The sequence below is a fragment of the Clostridium thailandense genome (genome assembly GCF_019207025.1).
Classification (GTDB): domain Bacteria; phylum Bacillota; class Clostridia; order Clostridiales; family Clostridiaceae; genus Clostridium_AM; species Clostridium_AM thailandense.
Genome location: NZ_JAEEGC010000105.1, coordinates 1 through 21,081 on the forward strand (window position 1 = coordinate 1; position 21,081 = coordinate 21,081).

At 30.8% G+C, this 21,081-nt stretch carries 16 protein-coding genes and 1 tRNA gene; 5 read left to right on the forward strand and 12 right to left on the reverse strand.

Going from position 1 to position 21,081, the window contains the following annotated elements:
• The first annotated feature begins 812 nt into the window (after positions 1-812).
• Together adhE and I6U48_RS18925 are read left to right on the forward strand one after the other, a co-directional pair.
• The gene (gene adhE, locus I6U48_RS18920) at positions 813-3,431 is read left to right on the forward strand and encodes a bifunctional acetaldehyde-CoA/alcohol dehydrogenase (protein WP_218322036.1); all 2,619 of its coding nucleotides are present in this window, start codon (positions 813-815) and stop codon (positions 3,429-3,431) included.
• Positions 3,432-3,496: 65 nt separating this feature from the next.
• Positions 3,497-3,585: transfer RNA gene (locus I6U48_RS18925), tRNA-Leu, on the forward strand.
• Between the two features lie 111 nt (positions 3,586-3,696).
• Here the strand turns inward: I6U48_RS18925 and I6U48_RS18930 are convergent.
• The 3 genes from I6U48_RS18930 to I6U48_RS18940 all read right to left on the reverse strand — a co-directional run bounded on the left by I6U48_RS18930 (position 3,697) and on the right by I6U48_RS18940 (position 7,551).
• Positions 3,697-4,530 (reverse strand): undecaprenyl-diphosphate phosphatase, encoded by an 834-nt coding sequence (locus I6U48_RS18930; RefSeq protein WP_218322037.1) that lies wholly within the window; start codon positions 4,528-4,530, stop codon positions 3,697-3,699.
• Positions 4,531-4,724: 194 nt separating this feature from the next.
• Positions 4,725-6,317, reverse strand: coding sequence for a phosphoenolpyruvate carboxykinase (ATP) (pckA, locus tag I6U48_RS18935; protein WP_218322038.1), 1,593 nt, complete (start codon positions 6,315-6,317; stop codon positions 4,725-4,727).
• Between the two features lie 370 nt (positions 6,318-6,687).
• Entirely contained in the window at positions 6,688-7,551 is an 864-nt protein-coding gene (locus I6U48_RS18940) for a DMT family transporter (RefSeq protein WP_246615447.1), read from the reverse strand.
• A 280-nt stretch (positions 7,552-7,831) separates the two neighbouring features.
• On the opposite strand from I6U48_RS18940, the gene I6U48_RS18945 reads away from it, so the two are divergent.
• Complete coding sequence (locus tag I6U48_RS18945) at positions 7,832-9,130, forward strand: MurT ligase domain-containing protein (protein WP_246615448.1); 1,299 nt, start codon at positions 7,832-7,834, stop codon at positions 9,128-9,130.
• A gap of 23 nt (positions 9,131-9,153) precedes the next feature.
• Positions 9,154-9,882 carry a type 1 glutamine amidotransferase gene (locus I6U48_RS18950; protein ID WP_218322039.1) on the forward strand — a complete coding sequence of 243 codons (729 nt, stop codon included), beginning with the start codon at positions 9,154-9,156 and terminating at the stop codon, positions 9,880-9,882.
• A gap of 326 nt (positions 9,883-10,208) precedes the next feature.
• On the opposite strand, the gene I6U48_RS18955 is transcribed toward I6U48_RS18950, so the two are convergent.
• The 6 genes from I6U48_RS18955 to I6U48_RS18980 all read right to left on the reverse strand — a co-directional run bounded on the left by I6U48_RS18955 (position 10,209) and on the right by I6U48_RS18980 (position 15,777).
• Entirely contained in the window at positions 10,209-11,084 is an 876-nt protein-coding gene (locus I6U48_RS18955) for a polysaccharide deacetylase family protein (protein WP_246615449.1), read from the reverse strand.
• A gap of 172 nt (positions 11,085-11,256) precedes the next feature.
• Positions 11,257-12,510, reverse strand: coding sequence for a helix-turn-helix domain-containing protein (locus I6U48_RS18960; protein WP_218322040.1), 1,254 nt, complete (start codon positions 12,508-12,510; stop codon positions 11,257-11,259).
• Between the two features lie 18 nt (positions 12,511-12,528).
• Positions 12,529-13,833: a helix-turn-helix domain-containing protein gene (locus tag I6U48_RS18965; protein ID WP_218322041.1), complete on the reverse strand. Its 1,305-nt coding sequence runs from the start codon at positions 13,831-13,833 to the stop codon at positions 12,529-12,531.
• A gap of 246 nt (positions 13,834-14,079) precedes the next feature.
• On the reverse strand, positions 14,080-14,244 hold the full coding sequence (locus I6U48_RS18970) for a YtxH domain-containing protein (protein WP_218322042.1): 165 nt from the start codon (positions 14,242-14,244) through the stop codon (positions 14,080-14,082).
• A gap of 71 nt (positions 14,245-14,315) precedes the next feature.
• Entirely contained in the window at positions 14,316-14,762 is a 447-nt protein-coding gene (rnhA, locus tag I6U48_RS18975; RefSeq protein WP_218322043.1) for a ribonuclease HI, read from the reverse strand.
• A complete protein-coding gene (locus tag I6U48_RS18980) occupies positions 14,737-15,777 on the reverse strand; it encodes a YkvA family protein (RefSeq protein ID WP_218322044.1) in 1,041 nt (346 codons plus the stop codon). The genes rnhA and I6U48_RS18980 overlap by 26 nt, the downstream gene beginning before the upstream one ends.
• Before the next feature lie 315 nt (positions 15,778-16,092).
• On the opposite strand from I6U48_RS18980, the gene I6U48_RS18985 reads away from it, so the two are divergent.
• Complete coding sequence (locus I6U48_RS18985; protein ID WP_218322045.1) at positions 16,093-17,826, forward strand: ATP-dependent metallopeptidase FtsH/Yme1/Tma family protein; 1,734 nt, start codon at positions 16,093-16,095, stop codon at positions 17,824-17,826.
• Positions 17,827-18,511: 685 nt separating this feature from the next.
• Here I6U48_RS18985 and I6U48_RS18990 read toward each other — a convergent pair.
• The 3 genes from I6U48_RS18990 to I6U48_RS19000 all read right to left on the reverse strand — a co-directional run bounded on the left by I6U48_RS18990 (position 18,512) and on the right by I6U48_RS19000 (position 21,071).
• Positions 18,512-19,516, reverse strand: coding sequence for a rhomboid family intramembrane serine protease (locus I6U48_RS18990; RefSeq protein ID WP_218322046.1), 1,005 nt, complete (start codon positions 19,514-19,516; stop codon positions 18,512-18,514).
• Between the two features lie 27 nt (positions 19,517-19,543).
• Positions 19,544-20,602 carry an HD-GYP domain-containing protein gene (locus I6U48_RS18995; protein ID WP_218322047.1) on the reverse strand — a complete coding sequence of 353 codons (1,059 nt, stop codon included), beginning with the start codon at positions 20,600-20,602 and terminating at the stop codon, positions 19,544-19,546.
• A 70-nt stretch (positions 20,603-20,672) separates the two neighbouring features.
• Positions 20,673-21,071, reverse strand: coding sequence for a DUF6762 family protein (locus I6U48_RS19000; protein ID WP_218322048.1), 399 nt, complete (start codon positions 21,069-21,071; stop codon positions 20,673-20,675).
• Positions 21,072-21,081 lie beyond the last annotated feature (10 nt).

Below are 21,081 nucleotides of genomic sequence, written 5' to 3' on the forward strand. Positions count from 1 at the left end.
TAACCTCTGTTTAATTTTCAAAGACCAAGTAGTTAGCGTTACTTAGTATATCATACTACTTAACGTTTGTCAACATTCTTATTTATGTGATTAATTGTTAAATTTCTTATCATCTCTCGACGACATGTGTTATTTTATCATAAAATATTTAGTTCAAATATAATTATTCTTCTATTTTCACACTTTATATCACTTTTTCTATATATATCTACTAATTTCAAACTTTTTCATATACAGATACACTAGGATAAGTTTATTAAAACAAAGCCCAAATCCACCTTTTGTTAAGCATAAAATCCTTAGCTACCTTCAAGTTCTAGACTATTCAAAATAAGTCTCGTAAAAACTATACATTTTAAGTTACATATTATATGTACAAAAACTTCATAAGCAAATACAAATGAATATAGGTCTTAAAGAAGTATCCAAAACAGAGTATTGGTTAGAACTTTTAATTGCTACTAAATATATTGATTACTAAATACATATTAGTTTTTTAACAATAATCTTTTCAAAACTAACATAATGTTTTTTAATCCAATTTGCATTTCATTTATTGTTAAATATTTAACTATAATTTTAATGTTATTTTGCATTTTTTCTTATATTTTATGCATTTCATCAATTTTAAGACAACGTTTACGCTAATATTTTGAAAAAATATAATATTTTTCTCAAAAGTTTGATTGACATTTAACAAACAATGTTGCATAATAAGATCATAAAGTTAAGAAATAGCAGATATGCAGAAGGTCCTTACAAAACCTAATGCATACATAGTCATTAATAGATTAAGAAAGAGGTGCTATTAAATGAAAGTAACAAACGTTGATGAATTAATGAAAAAATTAGAAGAGGTAAAAGCTGCTCAAAGAGAATTTTCTACTTATACTCAAGAACAAGTTGACGAGATTTTTAGGCAGGCAGCAATGGCAGCAACCAACGCAAGAATTAGACTTGCTAAAATAGCTGTTGAAGAAACTGGAATGGGAATAATAGAGGATAAGGTTATTAAAAACCATTATTCTTCCGAATATATATATAATAAATATAAAGATGAAAAAACTTGCGGTCTTATTGAAAAAGATGAATCCTTCGGTATCGCAAAAGTTGCAGAGCCAATAGGTGTTGTAGCTGCTGTTGTTCCAACAACCAATCCAACTGCTACTGCAATTTTCAAGGCATTAATAGCTTTAAAAACCAGAAACGGAATAATATTCTCTCCTCACCCAAGAGCAAAAAAATCAACAATAACTGCAGCTAAAATAATACTTGATGCAGCAATTAATGCTGGTGCTCCAGAAGGAATAGTTGGGTGGATAGACGAACCATCTGTTGAGCTTTCACAAGTAGTAATGAGAGAAGCTGACATAACTCTTGCTACAGGTGGTCCCGGAATGGTTAGAGCTGCTTATTCATCTGGAAAGCCAGCTATAGGGGTTGGTGCAGGTAATACACCGGCTATAATCGATGAAAGCGCTCATATAAAGATGGCTGTAAACTCGATTCTTTTATCAAAGACTTTTGATAATGGTGTTATATGTGCTTCTGAACAATCGGTAATAGCTTTAGACTCTGTGTACGATGAAGTTAGAAATGAATTTGAAGATAGAGGTGCTTATATACTTAATAGAGATGAAATAAATAAGGTTAGAAAAGTAATTCTAATTAATGGTTCATTAAATGCTAATATAGTTGGACAATCTGCTTATAAAATAGCAAATATGGCCGGAGTTGAAGTTCCTGAGACTGCTAAAGTTCTTATTGGCCAAGTAGAGTCTGTTGAGCTTGAAGAGCCATTCTCACACGAAAAACTTTCTCCTGTTTTGGCTATGTATAGAGCAAAAACTTTTGATGAAGCACTTAAGAAAGCAGAGAGACTTGTTGAATTAGGCGGCTTCGGTCATACATCAGTACTATATGCTGATACAATGACAGCTAAAGACAAAATAGAAAAATTTAGCGCTACTATGAAAACAGGAAGAACAATTATCAATATGCCTTCAGCACAAGGCGCTATAGGTGACTTATATAACTTTAAACTAGCTCCTTCCTTAACACTTGGTTGTGGATCCTGGGGAGGAAACTCCGTATCAGAAAATGTTGGTCCTAAGCATCTATTAAACATTAAAAGTGTAGCTGAGAGGAGAGAAAACATGCTTTGGTTTAGAGTTCCAGAAAAAGTTTACTTCAAATATGGTAGCCTTGGAGTTGCATTAAAAGAATTAAAAGATATGAATAAAAAGAAAGCATTCATAGTTACAGATAAAGTTCTTTATGAATTAGGTTATGTAGATAGAGTTACAAAGGTTTTAGAAGAAATAGGCGTTGATTTCAAAGTATTTATGGATGTAGAACCAGATCCAACTCTTGCTACTGCAGCTAAAGGCGCTAAAGAAATGATTAACTACTGCCCAGATACTATTATTGCAGTTGGTGGTGGTTCCGCAATGGACGCTGCAAAGATTATGTGGGTAATGTATGAACATCCTGAAGTTAAATTCGAAGATCTCGCTATGAGATTTATGGATATAAGAAAAAGAGTTTATAAGTTTCCTCATATGGGCGATAAGGCTATGATGATATCAGTAGCAACATCAGCTGGTACTGGTTCTGAAGTTACTCCTTTTGCAGTTATCACTGATGAGAGAACAGGAGTTAAGTATCCACTAGCTGATTATGAATTAACTCCAGATATGGCTATAGTAGATGCAGAGTTGATGATGGGTATGCCAAGAAGTTTAACAGCTGCATCAGGTATAGATGCATTAACTCATGCTATAGAAGCTTATGCGTCAGTTCTTGCTTCAGAATTTACTAATGGTCTTTGCTTAGAAGCAATAAGGTTAATATTTAAATATCTGCCTGAAACTTACAATGAAGGTACCACTAATATAAAGGCAAGAGAAAAAATGGCTCATGCTTCAACTATGGCTGGTATGGCATTTGCCAATGCGTTCCTAGGAGTATGTCACTCAATGGCACACAAATTAGGAGCAGCGCACCATATACCACACGGAGTTGCCAATGGTTTATTAATAAATGAAGTTATAAAATTCAATGCAGTTGATGATCCAAGGAAACAAACTGCTTTCCCTCAATATAAATATCCAAATGCTAAGTCAAGATATGCTAGAATTGCAGAATATTTAAATCTTGGTGGAAATAGCGAGGACGAAAAGGTTGAGTTATTAGTTAAAGCTATAGACGAACTAAAAGTAAAAATTAATATACCAATGACTATACATGAAGCTGGAGTTACAAAAGAAAAATTCTTTGCTAGCCTAGATGATATGTCAGAGCAAGCTTTTGATGATCAATGCACAGGAGCTAATCCAAGATATCCACTAATAAGTGAAATTAAGCAAATGTATATAAATGTTTTCGATAAAGTTGAAGCAGTTGTTAATACTCCAGCATCAAAAGAATAATTTTTTAAGATAATGTTGACAATTGTATGTGTATGTCATATAATAGTTCTTGTCATCAGCAATGAGCTGGAGTGGCGGAACTGGCAGACGCACAGGACTTAAAATCCTGCGGGCTTTAAAACCCGTACCGGTTCGATTCCGGTCTTCAGCACCAAGACGAGTTTATAACTCGTCTTTTTTATTTTGATCCATTAATAACTTTATAAAATAAAGCCTAGAACCAAACCTTCTAGGCTTTTATATGTTTGAGGTATGAGTTTATACTCTATGCAGCCATTCCTTTTGTAAATGCCAATACAAGTATAATAATTCCAATAAGTATTCTGTAAATAGCAAAAATTCTCATAGGCTTCCTTTTTAGGAAATTAACAAACCCTTCCACTACTACTAAAGCAACAATAAAAGACACCACAAACGCTACTATTAAAGCTACAATTTGAGCACTACTCATTGATATTTTAAGCTTTAATAGAGAATACCCACTAGCTGCTACCATCGTAGGTATCGCTAGAAAAAACGAAAATTCAGCGGCAGCAACTGTATTCAACCCGCTTACCCATGCACCCATTATAGTAGAAGCCGATCTTGACATACCTGGCCATAGAGAAAGGCATTGAAAACAACCTATTTTAAAAGCCTGTACAATATTCACATTATCTATACTTCTTATAGGATTTCCTCTCCTATATTTATTCTCCATAACTATCATTAGGATTCCTCCTACTACAAGTGCAAAGGCTACAGTAACAGCATTAAATAGCTTTTCTTCTATAGTTTTATGTAGAAGAAGACCAATAACTGCTGATGGTATAAATGCTACTAACATATTAAGCCATAATCTAAAACCAGATTCACCAGGCGAAAGATTTCTTAGCGAATCCTTTATCTTCTCTCGGTATAATACCACAATTGCTAATATGGCTCCTAATTGAATTACTATATCAAACATATCTATGTAAGCTTTAGGATACATAGGTGCCTTAAACTTAATTAAATTTTCGACGATAATCATGTGTCCTGTAGACGATATAGGTAAAAACTCTGTTATACCCTCCACAATTCCAATTATGACAGCTTTAAATATAAGCACAAAGTCCATTTTCCACACTCACTTCCTTATTTAATTTTATACAACATTCTAATTATACTATCAATATCAGGCTTTATTCAACTAAAGTTTGTAAATAAGTTATTACAATATTGTAACATTAACCAAACTTAATATAATAAAAAACTTCGTCTCTATATTTTTTACAGAAACGAAGTCTTAGGTATTTTATATATAGTTCCTAATTAAACATATAAAATTTCTTTTACTACAGGACCTGCTTGGATTATATCTTCAGGTACATTTTTAAATTTTTTAAAGTTATCTTGAAATTTTTGTGCCAGTTCAAAAGCCTTAATCTCATAGGCTTCCTTATCTTCCCAAGTATTTTTAGGATCTAATATTTCTGATGGCACGTCTGGACACTCTAATGGCATTGAAACTTTAAATATAGGATGCTCAACAAATTTTACGTTCTTTAATTTTCCCTCTAAAGCTGCTTTTACCATTGCTCTGGTATAAGAAAGTTTTATTCTATTTCCTTTTCCATATCCTCCGCTTAACCATCCTGTGTTCACTAAATAGACATCTGTTCCGTACTTATCTATTCTTTCACCAAGAAGTTCAGCATATACAGCTGGATTCATAAGCATAAATGGTTCTCCAAAACATGATGAGAAGGTAGCCTTAGGCTCAGTTATTCCTCTTTCAGTTCCTGCTACTTTGCTTGTGTAACCAGACATGAAGTGATACATTGCTGCTTCTTTCGATAGTTTAGCTATTGGAGGCATTACACCAAATGCGTCTGCTGTTAAGAATATTATAGTGTCTGGATTTCCCCCTATTCCACTCTTTTCAATATTATCTATAAAATCAATTGGATATGCAGCTCTTGTATTTTCGGTATATTTGTTATTATCATAATCCGGCTCTCCATTTGGACTAAGAACAACATTTTCTAATATAGTACCAAACTTTATAGCATTGTAAATTTCATGTTCTTTATCCTTGTCCAGTTTTATAGTTTTAGCGTAGCATCCACCCTCAAAGTTGAATACTCCTTCATCACTCCAACCATGCTCATCATCCCCTATCAATCTTCTTTCTGGGTCTGTTGACAAAGTTGTTTTTCCAGTCCCCGACAATCCAAAGAATACTGCTGTTCTTCCATCGTTACCTATATTAGCCGAACAGTGCATTGGCATTACTCCATTTTTAGGTAATAAAAAATTCATAACAGAGAATACTGATTTCTTTATTTCTCCTGAATATTGTGTTCCACCTATTAATATAATTTTTTTGTCAAAGTTGACTAATACAAAAGCCTCAGAGTTCAATCCATCTTCTTTACCCTTAGCTTTAAATCCCGGTGCTGCGATTACATTAAATTCAGGTTGAAAATTAGATAAATCTTCTACATCCGGTCTTCTAAATAGTTGATTAGCAAACATAGCTTCATAAGCATATTCGCACACGGTTCTTATGGGCAACGTATACTTCGATGCTGCTCCTACAAATCCATCAAATACAAAAATATCCTTTCCCTCTAGATATTTAGCAACCTGATCATACATTTTATCAAATATCTTTTCATCTATAGGTTGATTAACTTCGCCCCAGTTGATCTTATCTTCAATGCTCTTTTGCTTAACTATAAATCTATCTTTAGGAGATCTTCCAGTGTATTTTCCAGTATTTACAACTAATGCTCCCTTGCTTGACAAAACACCTTCGTTTCTTTTAATTGCAAACTCCGTTAACTGAGTCACCGACAAATTTCTATATATATTTTTACATCCATTAATGTTTAAATTTCCCAATTTTATATCTATATTCATTCTTAACCTCCCTAGCATCTTAAAACATATTTATATTATTTATATTACACCAAATACAGAAAAATGCAATAAAAATTTTATTTTTTTATGTTTTTGCTTTGATTTTGATAAAAAACTTGCAATGAATTATTCTAATCCGTATTAAAACCCCCTAAAATGCTATACTATTATAATTGTACTATACTATATATGCAACTTTTTTAATTTAAACTTGCAAATCTTGTTAAATTAAAAATATAACAAGCAAAAAAGGGGATATATGCTGTATAATGAAATTTTTTATGCTGATATTATATGTTTCTAACTTATAATATGCATTTATTGTTTTTATTATATAAAAAAAGATATGATGATCATCTTTCATCATATCCTATCTTTGACCTCTAATTAGATATACAGCATATACTATTAAAATTGCTCCTAGAATCTGCATCATCGAAATAGACTCTCTTAAAAACATAAAAGAGACTATCATAGCTGTTGGTATTTCTAGATTGCCTATTACCGAAACCTTTAAAGCTCCTATATCCTGTATCGCTGTATATAATAATGTAAGGGGTATTATTTCACACAAAACTGCAAGAATGATTATGTATATAAGACTTTCAAATTTTATATAATCTCCAAGCAAAAATTCAGGACTTCTTATAAAAAACAACGTTATAAGAGAAAATAGCGTAGAGTAAGCATTTATGGTCAAGGCATCTGCCTTCTCAAGTTTTTTTTCTGTATATAAGTTCATAAAAGCATAAAACACTGCACTCAAAATTCCAAATACTAATCCTCTAATTGAGTATTTAACCTCTCCTGAAAATGTGTTTAATGTAAAGACACAACCAATAAAAGCTAACATTATGGCCACCATCTTCTTGAATTGAATTTTTTCATTTTCAAATATAGCTGAATAAATAAAAACCATTATTGGATATGTAAATAACAGCATTGTTACCATGGCCACCTGTAAATGCTCAAATGCTTTATAATAAAATACTGTCATTAGAGTATTTCCCACTGCTCCAAGAACAGCCATACTAAATAATTCCTTTTTGCTAACATATAGTTTTTTTCTATCTTTTAAAAATGCAATTGTAAACATAAGGAATACAGCTATTATATACTGAATAATAAGCAAACTTATCGAATCAATTCCTGTTTTATATGCAAGCTTTACAAATATTCCAGCAGTGCCGAAAAAAATTGCCGATATTATTGCGTATATATACCCTTTTTTCAAAACCTCACCTCCATCTATACATGTTAACAATCCCATCAATTAGTATATATTAGTCACTTACCTATTTCCAAGTTATTTTTTTATATTATTATCCAAATGATAAAAATTTACAGCATGTACTTCTTTTTTATATTTTTTGATGTAAAAAAATTAATATTGTATTATAATATTTAAGAGTTAAGTTAACTTTGCAAGGTAGTTTTTAATTAAAACAAAGGTGGTGTGAGAAATTAACATAAAATCTTTTCTCAGTGTTGTAGTTTCAAAAATAGTAATAAAGTTGTCAAAAACTCTATTTAAAGGAGGTAGTAACTTTCCAGGAAGAGTTGCTTTAAAACTAGATAAAGATATACTTAAAACAGTTTGTAAAGACTACAAAGTTATACTTATAACAGGTACTAATGGAAAAACCACAACTACAAGCATGATATATAACATGCTGAAGGAATCAGAAAAATGCGTAATTACAAATAATACTGGTGCTAATATGCTGCCTGGTATAGTTTCTTGCTTTGTTGAACACTTTTCTTTTTCAAAGTGTTCCTCTACGAAATATGCAGTTATAGAATGTGACGAAGCAAATGTACAATTATTTACGCAATATGTGACTCCAGAAGTTATTACTGTTACAAATTTGTTTAGAGATCAATTGGATAGATACGGAGAAGTATATACTACTCTAAAAAAGATTCTCGATGGAATTGCAAAAGTTCCTCTTGCTAATCTAGTTTTAAATGGTGATGAATCCTTACTCGGAGCCTTAGAGCTTCCAAATAGAACTATTTATTATGGTTTTAACTGTTCATTAGACAATAATAAAGTCGTTGATATAAATGCAGATGCTAAATTTTGTAAAAAGTGTAAAAGCCCTTATAAATATAATTATCTTACTTATAATCATTTAGGCGACTTCTACTGTGAAACCTGTGGCTATAAAAGGCCTGATCTTGACTATACTGTAGATCAAATTAAAGAGCAAACTCCTGAAGGTTCTTTTGTTATAATTAATGGTAATGAATGTTACATAAATCAACCTGGAACCTATAATATATACAATGCTCTCTGTGCATATTCTGTAGCTCGAGTCTGTGGAATTGATAATGGAACAATAGTTAACTCTCTTAAAAATATACAAAGCAGCTTTGGTAGACAGGAAATTTTAAATATAGAAGGTAAAGAAGTAAAAATAATTTTAGTTAAAAATCCAGCCGGTTATGATCAAGCAATAAATACAATAACCTTAGATAAAAAGGTTCTTAATCTGGCAGTGCTTCTTAATGATAACTATGCAGATGGCAGAGATGTATCCTGGATATGGGATGTAAAATTCGAAAATCTCGCTTCATTAAACATAGATAAAATAATGATTTCAGGTATAAGGCTTTATGATATGGCTACAAGACTTAAAATTGCTGGTCTGCCTACAGAAAAATTTGCAGTTTGCGAAAATTACATAAAACTTTTAGATGAAATAGTAACTTGCAAACATAATACTGTATATGTGCTTGCTACTTATACTGCTATGATAAACTTTAGGAAATTTCTAAATAGTAGAGGTTACATAAAAAAGCTTTGGTAAAAAGCTAAAGGAGTGTGGGTATTTTGGAACTTAATATATGTCATCTATATCCTGATCTACTGAATGTTTATGGTGATTTAGGCAATATTTTAATTTTAAAATATAGATGTGAACAAAGAGGAATACAAGTTAATATACATAACATTTCTTTAGGTGATCCTTTTGATTCATCTAAATATGATATTACTTTTTTTGGTGGAGGCCAAGACTACGAACAATCTATAGTTTCAGAAGATTTAAACCAGACTAAAAAATCCGGTTTAGTAGAATTTATAGAAGATCAGAAAGTATTTTTATGTATATGTGGAGGATATCAGCTTCTTGGTAAATACTATACTACTCCTGATGGAGAAAAACTTGATGGCCTTGGTATCTTAGATATTTACACAGAGGGTGGAGATGTAAGATTCATAGGAAATACTGTTATATTCAATAAAGAATTTAACGAAACCTATGTTGGCTTTGAAAATCACTCTGGAAGAACCTATATAGGTAATCTAAAGCCTTTAGGCAGAGTACTTGCAGGATATGGCAATAACGGTGAAGACGGCTATGAGGGCTGTATATATAAAAACTGCTACTGCACATATTTCCATGGTTCGTTACTTTCTAAAAACCCAGAATTCGCAGATAGACTTATATCTACTGCTTTATCAAACAAATATGGTGAAGTTAATTTGGCACCCCTAGATGATGTTCTAGAACTTAAAGCTAAAGAATTTATTATAAAAAGAGAAAGCAAATCAAAATAAACTCGAAATCTTTAAAAAGAGGCTGTTGCATTTATAAAGGACTATACCAGAAAGTAGAATTATACGCAGAGAGAGGTTACCAAAGCTGAAGGAACATATAAAAACTTTTTTATCAGTCTTAGTGAGGCATTTTAGAAAATCTTAGGATCTTTGATATGTTTGAGGCACGAGTTTATCAAAGGTTCTTAGATTTTCAAAATGCTAAGCTTTAGACTGATTAAAAGTTTTTATAGTGACGAAGCTTGGTAACCTCTCTCGGAGCATAATTCTACTTTCGGTCATGCTCGCCTAAATGCAACAACCCCTTTCAATTTCCTCATATATGATTATATGCTTATTCTATTAATCACCCTCATTTTTACCATTTGAGTCTCTTCATTTTGTGTTATATCATCAAAGGTTTTAAATATAAATCCTTCATCTTTTAGAGTTTTTACAATATACGGTAATGCTTCGACTGTTGTATTTTTGTAATAGGTGTCATGCATTAAGATCACCGCTATTTTTTTATTCTTACATTGATCGATAACATTTTTCTTAATTTTCTCTACAGATACTTTACAGCTTTCAGCATCTCCAGAACTTACATTCCAATCCACATATTTCAAATCTTTTTGTCTTAATATATTCTTTATGTTATCTAAAATTTTTTTGCTTGCAACTAAGTTATCTGATCCTCCAGGCATTCTTAAATATGGAGCAGGATCTCTTCCTGTTATTCTCCTTATAACCCTTTGACAATTATAGTAATCTTTAAAATATGAGTCAGTATTTTTATATATTTCATTATATTTATGAGAATACGTATGAACTCCAACGCTCATACCATTGTCACTTAATTCTTTTAATATTTGAGGATTTTCCTCTCCTTTAGTTCCAATTATAAAAAATGTAGCTTTAATATTATTATCTTTCAATATATTTAATATTTTTTTAGTATTATTGTTGCAGGGACCATCATCAAAGGTTAAAAATACTTCTTTTGCTTTCTCTGACTCATAAGCAGTTTTTACAGGTGAATCCATTAGATAGGATTCTTCATCAATTTTATCTAAATCACTACTATAAATTCCGCTTTTACCAAAGCTTTCATAAGAACTATTAGGCTTATCTTTGTTTAGGTCTTGAACTGAGGAAAATTTAAAGCAAAAAAATGATGCGAAAATAAAGCTAATAAACATGATAGGTAAACATTTTTTCATAGAACCACCCTCTTTTGTTAGACTTAACCTTGAGGTCTATATTAAAACACTCTGTCCATATCATATATATTAACCTTTATTTCGCAAATAATTATAGTAAATAAAAACACTTATGGAAATAAATTTTCCTACTTCTTGTATTTATTTTTTTAATAAACTAACATATAAATTGTTACATCTTCTTTTCTATTTGTATAGCAAAATTAAAATATTTTATAGACTCGCTAATACTTCCCATTCTATAATACATATTGCCCATTTCCATATATCTTTTATATATATCACTTTTACTACCAAACTTGAGTAATGCATCTAAAGCCAAATTCATATACATTTCTGCAGAAACGTCATTACCCTCTTTTTCTAAAATTAGAGATTTATAATAATAGGATTTTTCTATAAACTTTATATTATCTAAGTCTATTGAGTAATTTAATGATTCATCGCAAATACTTTTAGCTTTATCTAAAACATTATTTTCAATTAACTTGTTTGTACACATTAATATAAAATTCACTAAAACCTCTCTATTATCTTTAGGGAAACACTCCAAAGCTTTATTAATATATTCTATAGCCGTGTCAATATTGCCTTGACTAAACATAACTACTGCATAGTTATATATAGCCTGAGCTCTATGCGAAGAATTATTTTTATACAGCTCATAAGACTTTTGCTCATATTCATGAAACTTAGATTTATCTTTTCTAAGTGAAAGTATAGCTAACATGTTATAGGCTTCAGCTTTTTTTGTATTACTTTCTATATAATCCATTAGATCAATAAGCTCTAACGATATCTCATAAGCTTTTTCGTAGTTTTCCATCATTACATAACAAGCAGCTTCATTATAAGTGGACCTTGCAAGTAATACAGAATCATCTTTGTTCTTTGAAATCCTTCTCACATTACCATAATAATTTGCAGCTTGTGAAAACTCCCTAGTTGTGTAAAAATATCTTGCTATATCCATATAGTAGATAGGTTCACTTTCATCTGAAAAATGTTTTTGCCAGTAATCATAATATTTTGATACTATAAGCTGCACCTTTTCTATCTTCTTTTCATCTAAATAATAATTAAATAAAAGGTGCATTATATAAAATGCTAGATCAAAGTATGCAAATTCCTCAGCAAATTTCAAGTTATATTCTAATTCTTTTTCATACCAGTCAGAATGCCTGCTTCTTTCTATCTCTTTAATATTCTCATCTACCTGAGACCTTATATCCTGTTTTAAATACATCGGATCTATCTCTAACTTTTCTGCAATGAAATCTAAAATCCATTCATCTGGTTTTATTTTATCATTTTCAATACAGCTCATTTTCGAGACAGATATCTTGTCTACACATAAATCCTTTAATGTATAACCTTTGTATATTCTAGCTCTTTTAATTTTTTCTCCTGTAGAAAGTATCTCCATAATCATCACCTATTCTCATTAAGACTCTTTCAGTATTCCAAGCTTTTTAAAGGTTTCGACGCCTTCATTTAGATATTTAGCCGCATCTTTTTCCCTACCATAATCTATATAAAACTTACCAAGCATAATGGATATTTCTGCAATTTCTTTAGTATAATCCATATTCTTAACAAAATTCAATGCCATAATCAGTGTATTTTCTGCTTCATTTATATTTGATTCCAGCATGTCTACTCTAAATTTTAATAAATAATAATGTATCAGCGCTCTATTACTGCCATCATCTACATTTTCCATTATTTCCTCGAGTACTTTTTTTGCATTTCCTATATCTTTTAATTTGATATAATTTTCACATATACTTACTAATGTCTCTATTAAACTTGAATCATTAATTTTCATTCTAATCTGTTTAGCTATATTTAGGTGTATAAAGGATTCTTCTAAGTTTTCAAAATCACAGAATAGTTTTCCTAAATTGTTCTCTATCTTAGCAATATGTGTATCGTCATTTATCTCTCTATATACTTCCAGTGTTTTCTTAGAATACTTTATTGCGCTATCTACATCGCCTTTCCTATTATATTCCTCAGATAGAAGTAAAAGTGTTCTTGCATATTCCCTCTTATTATCTAATTGCTTGAATTTTTCTTTTGCTAGATAAGAATAATTTATAGCTTTGTCAGTCACCTCTAATTTAAAATATACACAGGCTAAATAATGATATATCTGTCCAAGTAAAAAATCGTTTCCTATATCATTTTCACTATAAACATTTTCTGCCTGCTGAAAATAACTACAAGAAGAATGATAAGCTTTTAAGTCCATAGTTATTTTCCCCAAGTTTACAAAAGTTTTTATTGTTTCCTCATAATTATTGTTCTTTATAAATATGACATTAGCTGAAAGGAAAAATTGCTGTGCAAAAGCCTGCTCACCTTTTGTCATATATACTGTTCCTCTTAAATATAAATTCTTAGCTTTCTTATACTCCAAGTTATACTTTTCAGCATAATACAACGCCTTTTCTATATATTGCTCTCCTTGGGTTAGATCCTCATTGATTATATATGATTCAGCAATATTTTCAAAGTACGTACAAATTTTTTCTGCTTGAGTTTCTTCTGATTCCATAAGATACTCTATAGACGTGTCTAATGCATCTGCTAAATATTCTAGCAAATCCATACTGGGGTTTGACTTTCCTGATTCTACAAGGCTTATTTGTCCTGGAGTAATTCTGTCTCCGGCTAAATCTTTTAGTGTCATACTGAGTTCTTTTCTTCTTCTCTTAATCTTTTCTCCCAAAGACAATATTTCCATAGTTCACTCTTCCTTTACTATCTACAATATTGATAATTGCCAGACTTCCTTTTATTAAAAATTCTACAAAGTCTGATTTTATTATAACATATTTTTAATACTAATATAAAAACTTTTAATAAAATTAGTAATACTTTTCCTTTAATTTATCTTTTAATTTATAAATATATTACATTTGACATTTATTACATGAAAAGAGGCTGTTGTACTTACTGGTATAAGTGCAACAGCCTCTTTTCAATAATCTTATTTAACTCTATCCCTTATATCTTCAAACATATCTCCGGCAGCATGTCTAACCACTTTTGCTGTTCTTCTGATTTTTCTTTTCGTACTCCTATCCATCTCAGGCATCATCATCATACCAACAGCAGCTCCAAGCAAGGCTCCTGTAATAAATTTACCACGCATATTCTAAATCCTCCTTTTATCTTAAATATATATATAGAATATGCATTTTTTATGTTTATTAAACAGAAATTTTATGTTATTTCATCCATCGCTTCATTTGCAAGCTTATCGCATCTATTATTAAATTCGTTATCACTATGTCCTTTTACTTTTATAAATTCAACCTTATGAATGTTAATTAGTTCTATAAGTTTTTCCCACAGCTCTTTATTTTTTACAGGTTCTTTAGAAGCTGTTTTCCAACCGTTCTTTTGCCAATTTTTAATCCACCTTTGGTTTACAGCATTTATTACATAAGCCGAATCACTATAAAGCTTAACTTCACAGGGTTCCTTCAATAGAGTTAATGCATCTATTACTGCTGAAAGTTCCATAATATTATTTGTAGTATTCCTAAAACCTTTTTTTATTTCCTTCTTTATATCATTATACATAAGGACTATTCCAAATCCTCCAATAGTATTTTCTTTTCCATTTCCTCTACATGCCCCATCAGTGTATATTGTCACACTCTTCATCTACAGTAATCGCCTCCTCTAACTTAAAACTCTGTCTACTCCTCCTCATTTGCTCTCTTTTAACTGCTATTTCATAATTTACATGTCCTTTTTTAAAAATCTTTTTTATAACTTCAAGCAGCTTAGCCACATTATATGACCCGACTGCTTTTGATATGTAGTTTATAACTTCCTTAGTCAAAAGGATTATATTTTCATTCCCTTGCCAATTTTCAAGTATAATTTCCTCAGGCACTTCGTTTATTATAGCATTTAATCCAAAAAAAGCTATAGCTACATCATCAATTGTTCCTATTAAAGGTATAAAATCCGGCAGTATATCTATAGGACTAGCTAAATACGCAGTTATTCCTGCTACCATTATCTTTATCTTTATTTTAACCCTCTTATCTCTAAATAATCTCCATAGCAGCACAGTTATATCTGGTAATATCATCGCATATTCAGCAATTTTTTCATATTCTTTAGGAAATTTTTTTACTATCTCATCCCTAACCCGTCCATATTCTCCTTGCATTTTTATTAAAGAAGCTTCATAGTCCTTCTTTTCAATTTTTGGAGTCTCCTTCTTTTCTGAATAAACAAAATTCTCTAATTCTACCTCGACCCTGCTCTCAATAATCTTTATGTCATTTAAAATAAAGTAAAAACTCGGTACTAGCTCGGACACTTTTTCTAAGTTAATAGCCACATTATCCTTCTCTACACCTATTCCATATCTATAAAATTCTCTAAGTAGCTTTTTTAATACAAAATTCCTTATCCTTTTTAGAATACCTATTTTTAATACGTTTAACTTTAATATTCTAATATTTACTACATTATCTTTTATACTGCCAACTCCCAATTTAATTTCAAAAGGAATTGTTATTCTTTTTTTATAACTTCCCCTAACTACTATTAATTCTTTAATATCTATTGAATCTATTTTAAGCCCTTCTACTTGAACATAATCTTCAATTATACTCAATAGATCATGTTCTGTTAAAACAGCTTTTACGTTGGAAATATTCATATAAGCTCCCCTTTCTTTAGCATTTATAAGTAAAGTATACATTAAATTGAGATTTCTGCAACATCCTTTTAACACTTTAGGATATACCTGGAAGATGACTATAACTTTTTAATTTTCTTCGCCAACTGTTCCATAAATTACTTTAGCAAAATTTATGATTTTGATTAGACTTAAAAGTTAAAATATTATAATATCATAAGCAGACATTAGATTATGCTTATATAGTTTATTATATTAGCAAATCATTGTTGGGTATTTATTAAGATTAAGTACTAAAAGTTTTATATATTAACTATTAGAAAGGTGAGGTATACAATGAAGAATAAAATTAAAAACAAATTTATGCTGATACCTGTTTTAACTGCTGTACTTTCGTTAGCAATGCTGGTGTTCTTTAATTATGCACATAAATCTACTACTTATAAGTCTTATGTAATTTTTCTAAACGATGTTTCTAGCAAACATGTCTCTACCGTTTATTTAAGTAGTTCTTCCAAGGTAATGGTTAAACTAAGTGATGGAACTCTATACGAAACAGATAATCCTAGAACAAATGACTTTAAAGAAACAATGTTAAAGTCTGGAATTACTGTTTCTGAAAATATGCCAACTGATACTAGACAAGCAATTCCTATGGCAGGTTTAGTTCTCTCTATTGGCGCTATTGCATTCATGGGTATAAAATCTTCCGGTATCGCTTCTAAAAGAATGCTTTCTGTGGACGCTTTAGACACAACTTCAGTAACTGATACAAAATATAATTTTGAAGATGTGGCCGGAAACGAAGAAGCTAAAGAAAGCATGAAAGACTTAGTCGATTTTCTAAAAAACCCTGAGAAGTATGCAGAGTATGGTGCAAGAATGCCAAAAGGAGTAATACTATATGGTGAACCTGGAACAGGTAAAACCCTTCTTGCAAAAGCCGTTGCTGGAGAAGCTGGTGTTCCTTTTTATGCAGTCTCTGGTTCAGACTTTATACAAGTGTATGTGGGGGTTGGAGCTAGCCGTATAAGACAATTGTTTAAGAAAGCAAGAGGCAATGGTAAGGCAGTTATCTTTATTGATGAAATAGATGCTATAGGAAAAAGAAGAGATGGTGGAAAAACCTCCGGCGGATCTGATGAGAGAGATCAAACCCTAAATGCATTACTTACTGAAATGTCAGGCTTTAATGAAAAAGAAGGAATCATAGTCATGGCTGCTACAAATAGATTAGACATGCTAGATTCAGCTCTTTTAAGACCTGGTAGATTTGATAGACATATTGAAGTAAATCTTCCTGATGTATGTGCTAGAGAGAAGATTTTAAAGCTTCATTTAAAGAATAAACCTATTGGTAATCTAAATGTAAAAGAATGGTCACATAAAACTTCCTACTTCTCTGGAGCAAAACTTGAAAGCTTAGTAAACGAAGCAGCTATTTTAGCCTGCAAAGATAATAGTCCTACTATAAACGATTTACACCTAGATCAAGCATTCTCCATTGTTTTAGCAGGATATGAAAAGAAGAATAGAGATCATATAAAAGATATAGACAAAAAAATTACAGCTTATCATGAAATTGGACATGCGCTCGTATCCTTAAAGGTTCTTCCTGAGGAAAAAGTGTCAAAGGTAACAATCATACCAAGTACTAAAGGTGCTGGTGGATATACTTTAAGCATACCTGGGGATAACTTATATCAAAACAAGAACTATCTAAAGAAAAGAATTATGGTGCTTCTTGGTGGAAGAGCAGCAGAAGAAATCATATTCGGCGCTGATTATATAACTACTGGAGCTCATAATGATCTAAAGCAGAGTACAAAAATATCTTTTAACATGATAACTCAATATGGTATGGGAGATACTCTTGGCTTACTAAATATGCAAGAATTATTAGATTTAAATCTTAATCAAGATGAAGTTATTAAAGAATGTAAAAATTTGATTGATTCTATATACGAAGAAGTTAAAACTCTACTTCTATCAGAAAGGGACAACCTAGAAAAAATGACTAGCTTGCTTTTAGAAAAAGAAACCTTATACTCAGAAGACTTGATACTTTAGATATGTTTTCATACATGCCATAGGCATCTACGGCCGAAAGTAGACTTACACTCCGGAATGTGTTTCCAAGCTTCAGCACGATAAAAACTTTTAGTCAATCTAAAGCTCAACATTTTGAAAATCTAAGATTCTCTGATAAACTCGTACCTCAAACATATCAGAGACCCTAAGATTTTCTAAAATGTTTCGCTAAGATTGACTAAAAAGTTTTTATATGTGCTTTCAGCTTTGGAAACACATTCCTGCGTATAAGTCTACTTTCTTGTGCAGTTCTCTATAGATCGTAAACTCTAGAACTAAACTTATCCAGATTCCCAATATAGACTTGATTGTAAGTCATTAAATAACTGAGAGCTTACAATATTGGTAATTTCATAGTTTTGTAAGTTCAATTATAGAGTTAACGATCTATATATGCAGATATCCGGACTAGACACTTAACTTATGCGCAGGGATATATTGACATTCTGGAAGGCACATTAAATACTTTTGTTATAAGTCTTAGCTCAGTATTTTAGAAAGTCTTAGGACTATTGATATGTTTGAGGTACGAGTTTATCAATAGTTCTTAGACTTTCTAAATACTGAGCTTTAGACTTATAAAAAGTATTTATTGTGCCGGAAGAATGCCAATATATCCCGGAGCATAAGTTAAGTGTCGGCCGTAGACGTATATATAGAGAAACTACACTCTAGAAAGTAAAAAAGACGTTATGATACCGCCTATTAATCCACCTAAGTGTCCGAAGTTATCCACATTAGGTATCGAAAATCCCATAAATAAATTCACTGCTATTACAGACAATATGTTGGTCATGAAACCTTTTCCAATACTGCCTTTCATCTTCAAGGCTAAGATTAATGCTGCTCCTAAGAGTCCAAATATTGCTCCTGAAGCCCCTATAGATACGCTTGTTGAAAACATATAACTAAAAATAGAGGAAAGTATACCGGATAAGAAATATATAATTATGTATTTTACCTTTCCATAAACTTGCTCAATCAATGGACCTAAGGATTTTAAAGCAAACATATTTAAAGCTAAATGGATTATTCCTCCGTGTAGAAACATACAAGTAATAAATCTGTAGTATTCTCCACCTTTTATAAGTTCATTGACCTTTGCTCCTAGAAATACTAATACATTTATATTACTATCAACAATATTTCCTGACAAATATGCCGTTATTAAATACATCAATACATTTAAGCCAATAAGTACATACGTTACAATAGGAGTCTCTTGTTTTTCCCTACTACGCTTGGAATTCCCAATATGGTTCATACACGATGCTAACTCATTCGCTTTTTCCTTAATAGCTTCACTAAAATATAATATTTTGTTATCCACATTGTTAATTAAAATCAACTCACATTGTGGATTTATTTTATGATTTAAATGAAAATTCCCATTCTCATCTTCAATAACCTTTAATCTATCATCTACCATGACTTCACTTAGTTTTAAATTTTCACATTGCAGATACTTTTTAAAATATATTTTTAATTCATTTATATCAAGCTTATAACTGCTATCTAAATCAGAAAAAAACACAACATCTAATTCATTTTCTATTCTTTTATAAACTCCCCAATTTACATAAACTCCGTCTATCTTCTCAATCTCTACTATATTATAACCGCAATAATCACATAAATTTTGTATTAAATCTTTAATATAGCTTTCCATAAACCTCTCCTTTATTTATTTCAGTAATTATACGATATTTTTAATTACAACATTGGGATGGCTTAATAGATTTATCTCATAAAAGGGTACTGGTTCCTTAGTCATGCTATCGTATAGTATTCTTATTACAGGTCTATCTGGAAATCCTTTATTTTGTCTTATAATGTAACCTTCTTCACCATTTGATAGTTTAACACAACATCCCAAAGGAAAGATTGCAAAGGTATTTTTAAAACCTTTAACGAATTCTTCATCAAAATTAGTTCCACTTCCCGAAAGTATTAATTCATATGCATCATTAGGATTAAACTTTTGTCTATAGCATCTATCGTTGCTTATTGCATCGTATACATCGCAAATACACACAATCTTTGCGTATTTTGATATTTGATTTCCACTTAACCCGTAAGGATATCCTTTACCATCAATTCTCTCGTGATGCTGTTCAACTATCTTTATTATTGAACTAGACATTGAAAGGTTTTTCTTAAGCATTTCAGCTCCATAAACTGCATGTTTCTTAATTTCATTAAATTCTTCTTCACTTAACCTTCCCTTTTTATTTAATATTTTAATTGGAACTTGCGTTTTTCCTATGTCATGAAGTATCGCACCTATACCAAGTTCCCTTATGTCCCATCCATTAAATCTCGAAGATATACCCAAAAAGGCTGCCATAATGCAAGTATCCAGAGAATGTACGTAAGTATAATTATCATAAGTTTGTATATCATTTAAACTTTTATTGACATCTCCTAGATCTATTATATAACTAATCATATCCTCAACTGCTCGAAGTGATTCCTTCAGCTTTTTTCCAGTACAACTGTGTACATTTCTCATAATATTAGATATGCTTCGCATAGTAACTCTTTTAAGCTCAGAAAGTTTTGTATCCTCTACATCTATATCCCCTAATCGATCATCATTTATGTATATGTAAAAAACACCTAATTCCTTTAATTTCTGTATATAAACATTATTTAACTTTACTCCTGCCCTTAGTAAAACTTGACCCTCGTTAGTTAATATACTTTTACCCAATATATCATTTTCTTTAACTCTATTAATGAACTCTAGCCTCATTTTTTCACCTCAATAATCTTGCTAACAACAGTTAGTTTCAAAAACTAATCTGTCGATTATCTTAAGTTTTTTACTTGTACTCTTCTTCTTTTCCCTTAATATCGCTGAAAACTTTTTTCATGTAAGTTTTAATCAAAGTGCACAAACTATTTAGTCTTGATAACATAATAGAATGTTCTTGTTCATAATCAAATTTAATAAGCCAAGTTGGATTATATTCATCATCAACTTGTTCTATGGCAAATTCTTCTTTTATAAATTCACTTTCATCAAACAAATCAAATATAGCTGAGTATTCCCATTCTTCTACATCTACATTGGTATCAAAATATATATTTATTTTCTCACCATCATAATACATCTTTTTTATATATTCTGCACCTTCTCCAACTTCATAACTCCCAAGTTCATTAACCATAAATCCCGTATTTTTATCTTTTTCCATTAGTACTAATGAAGAAAAATCCATCTATATAACA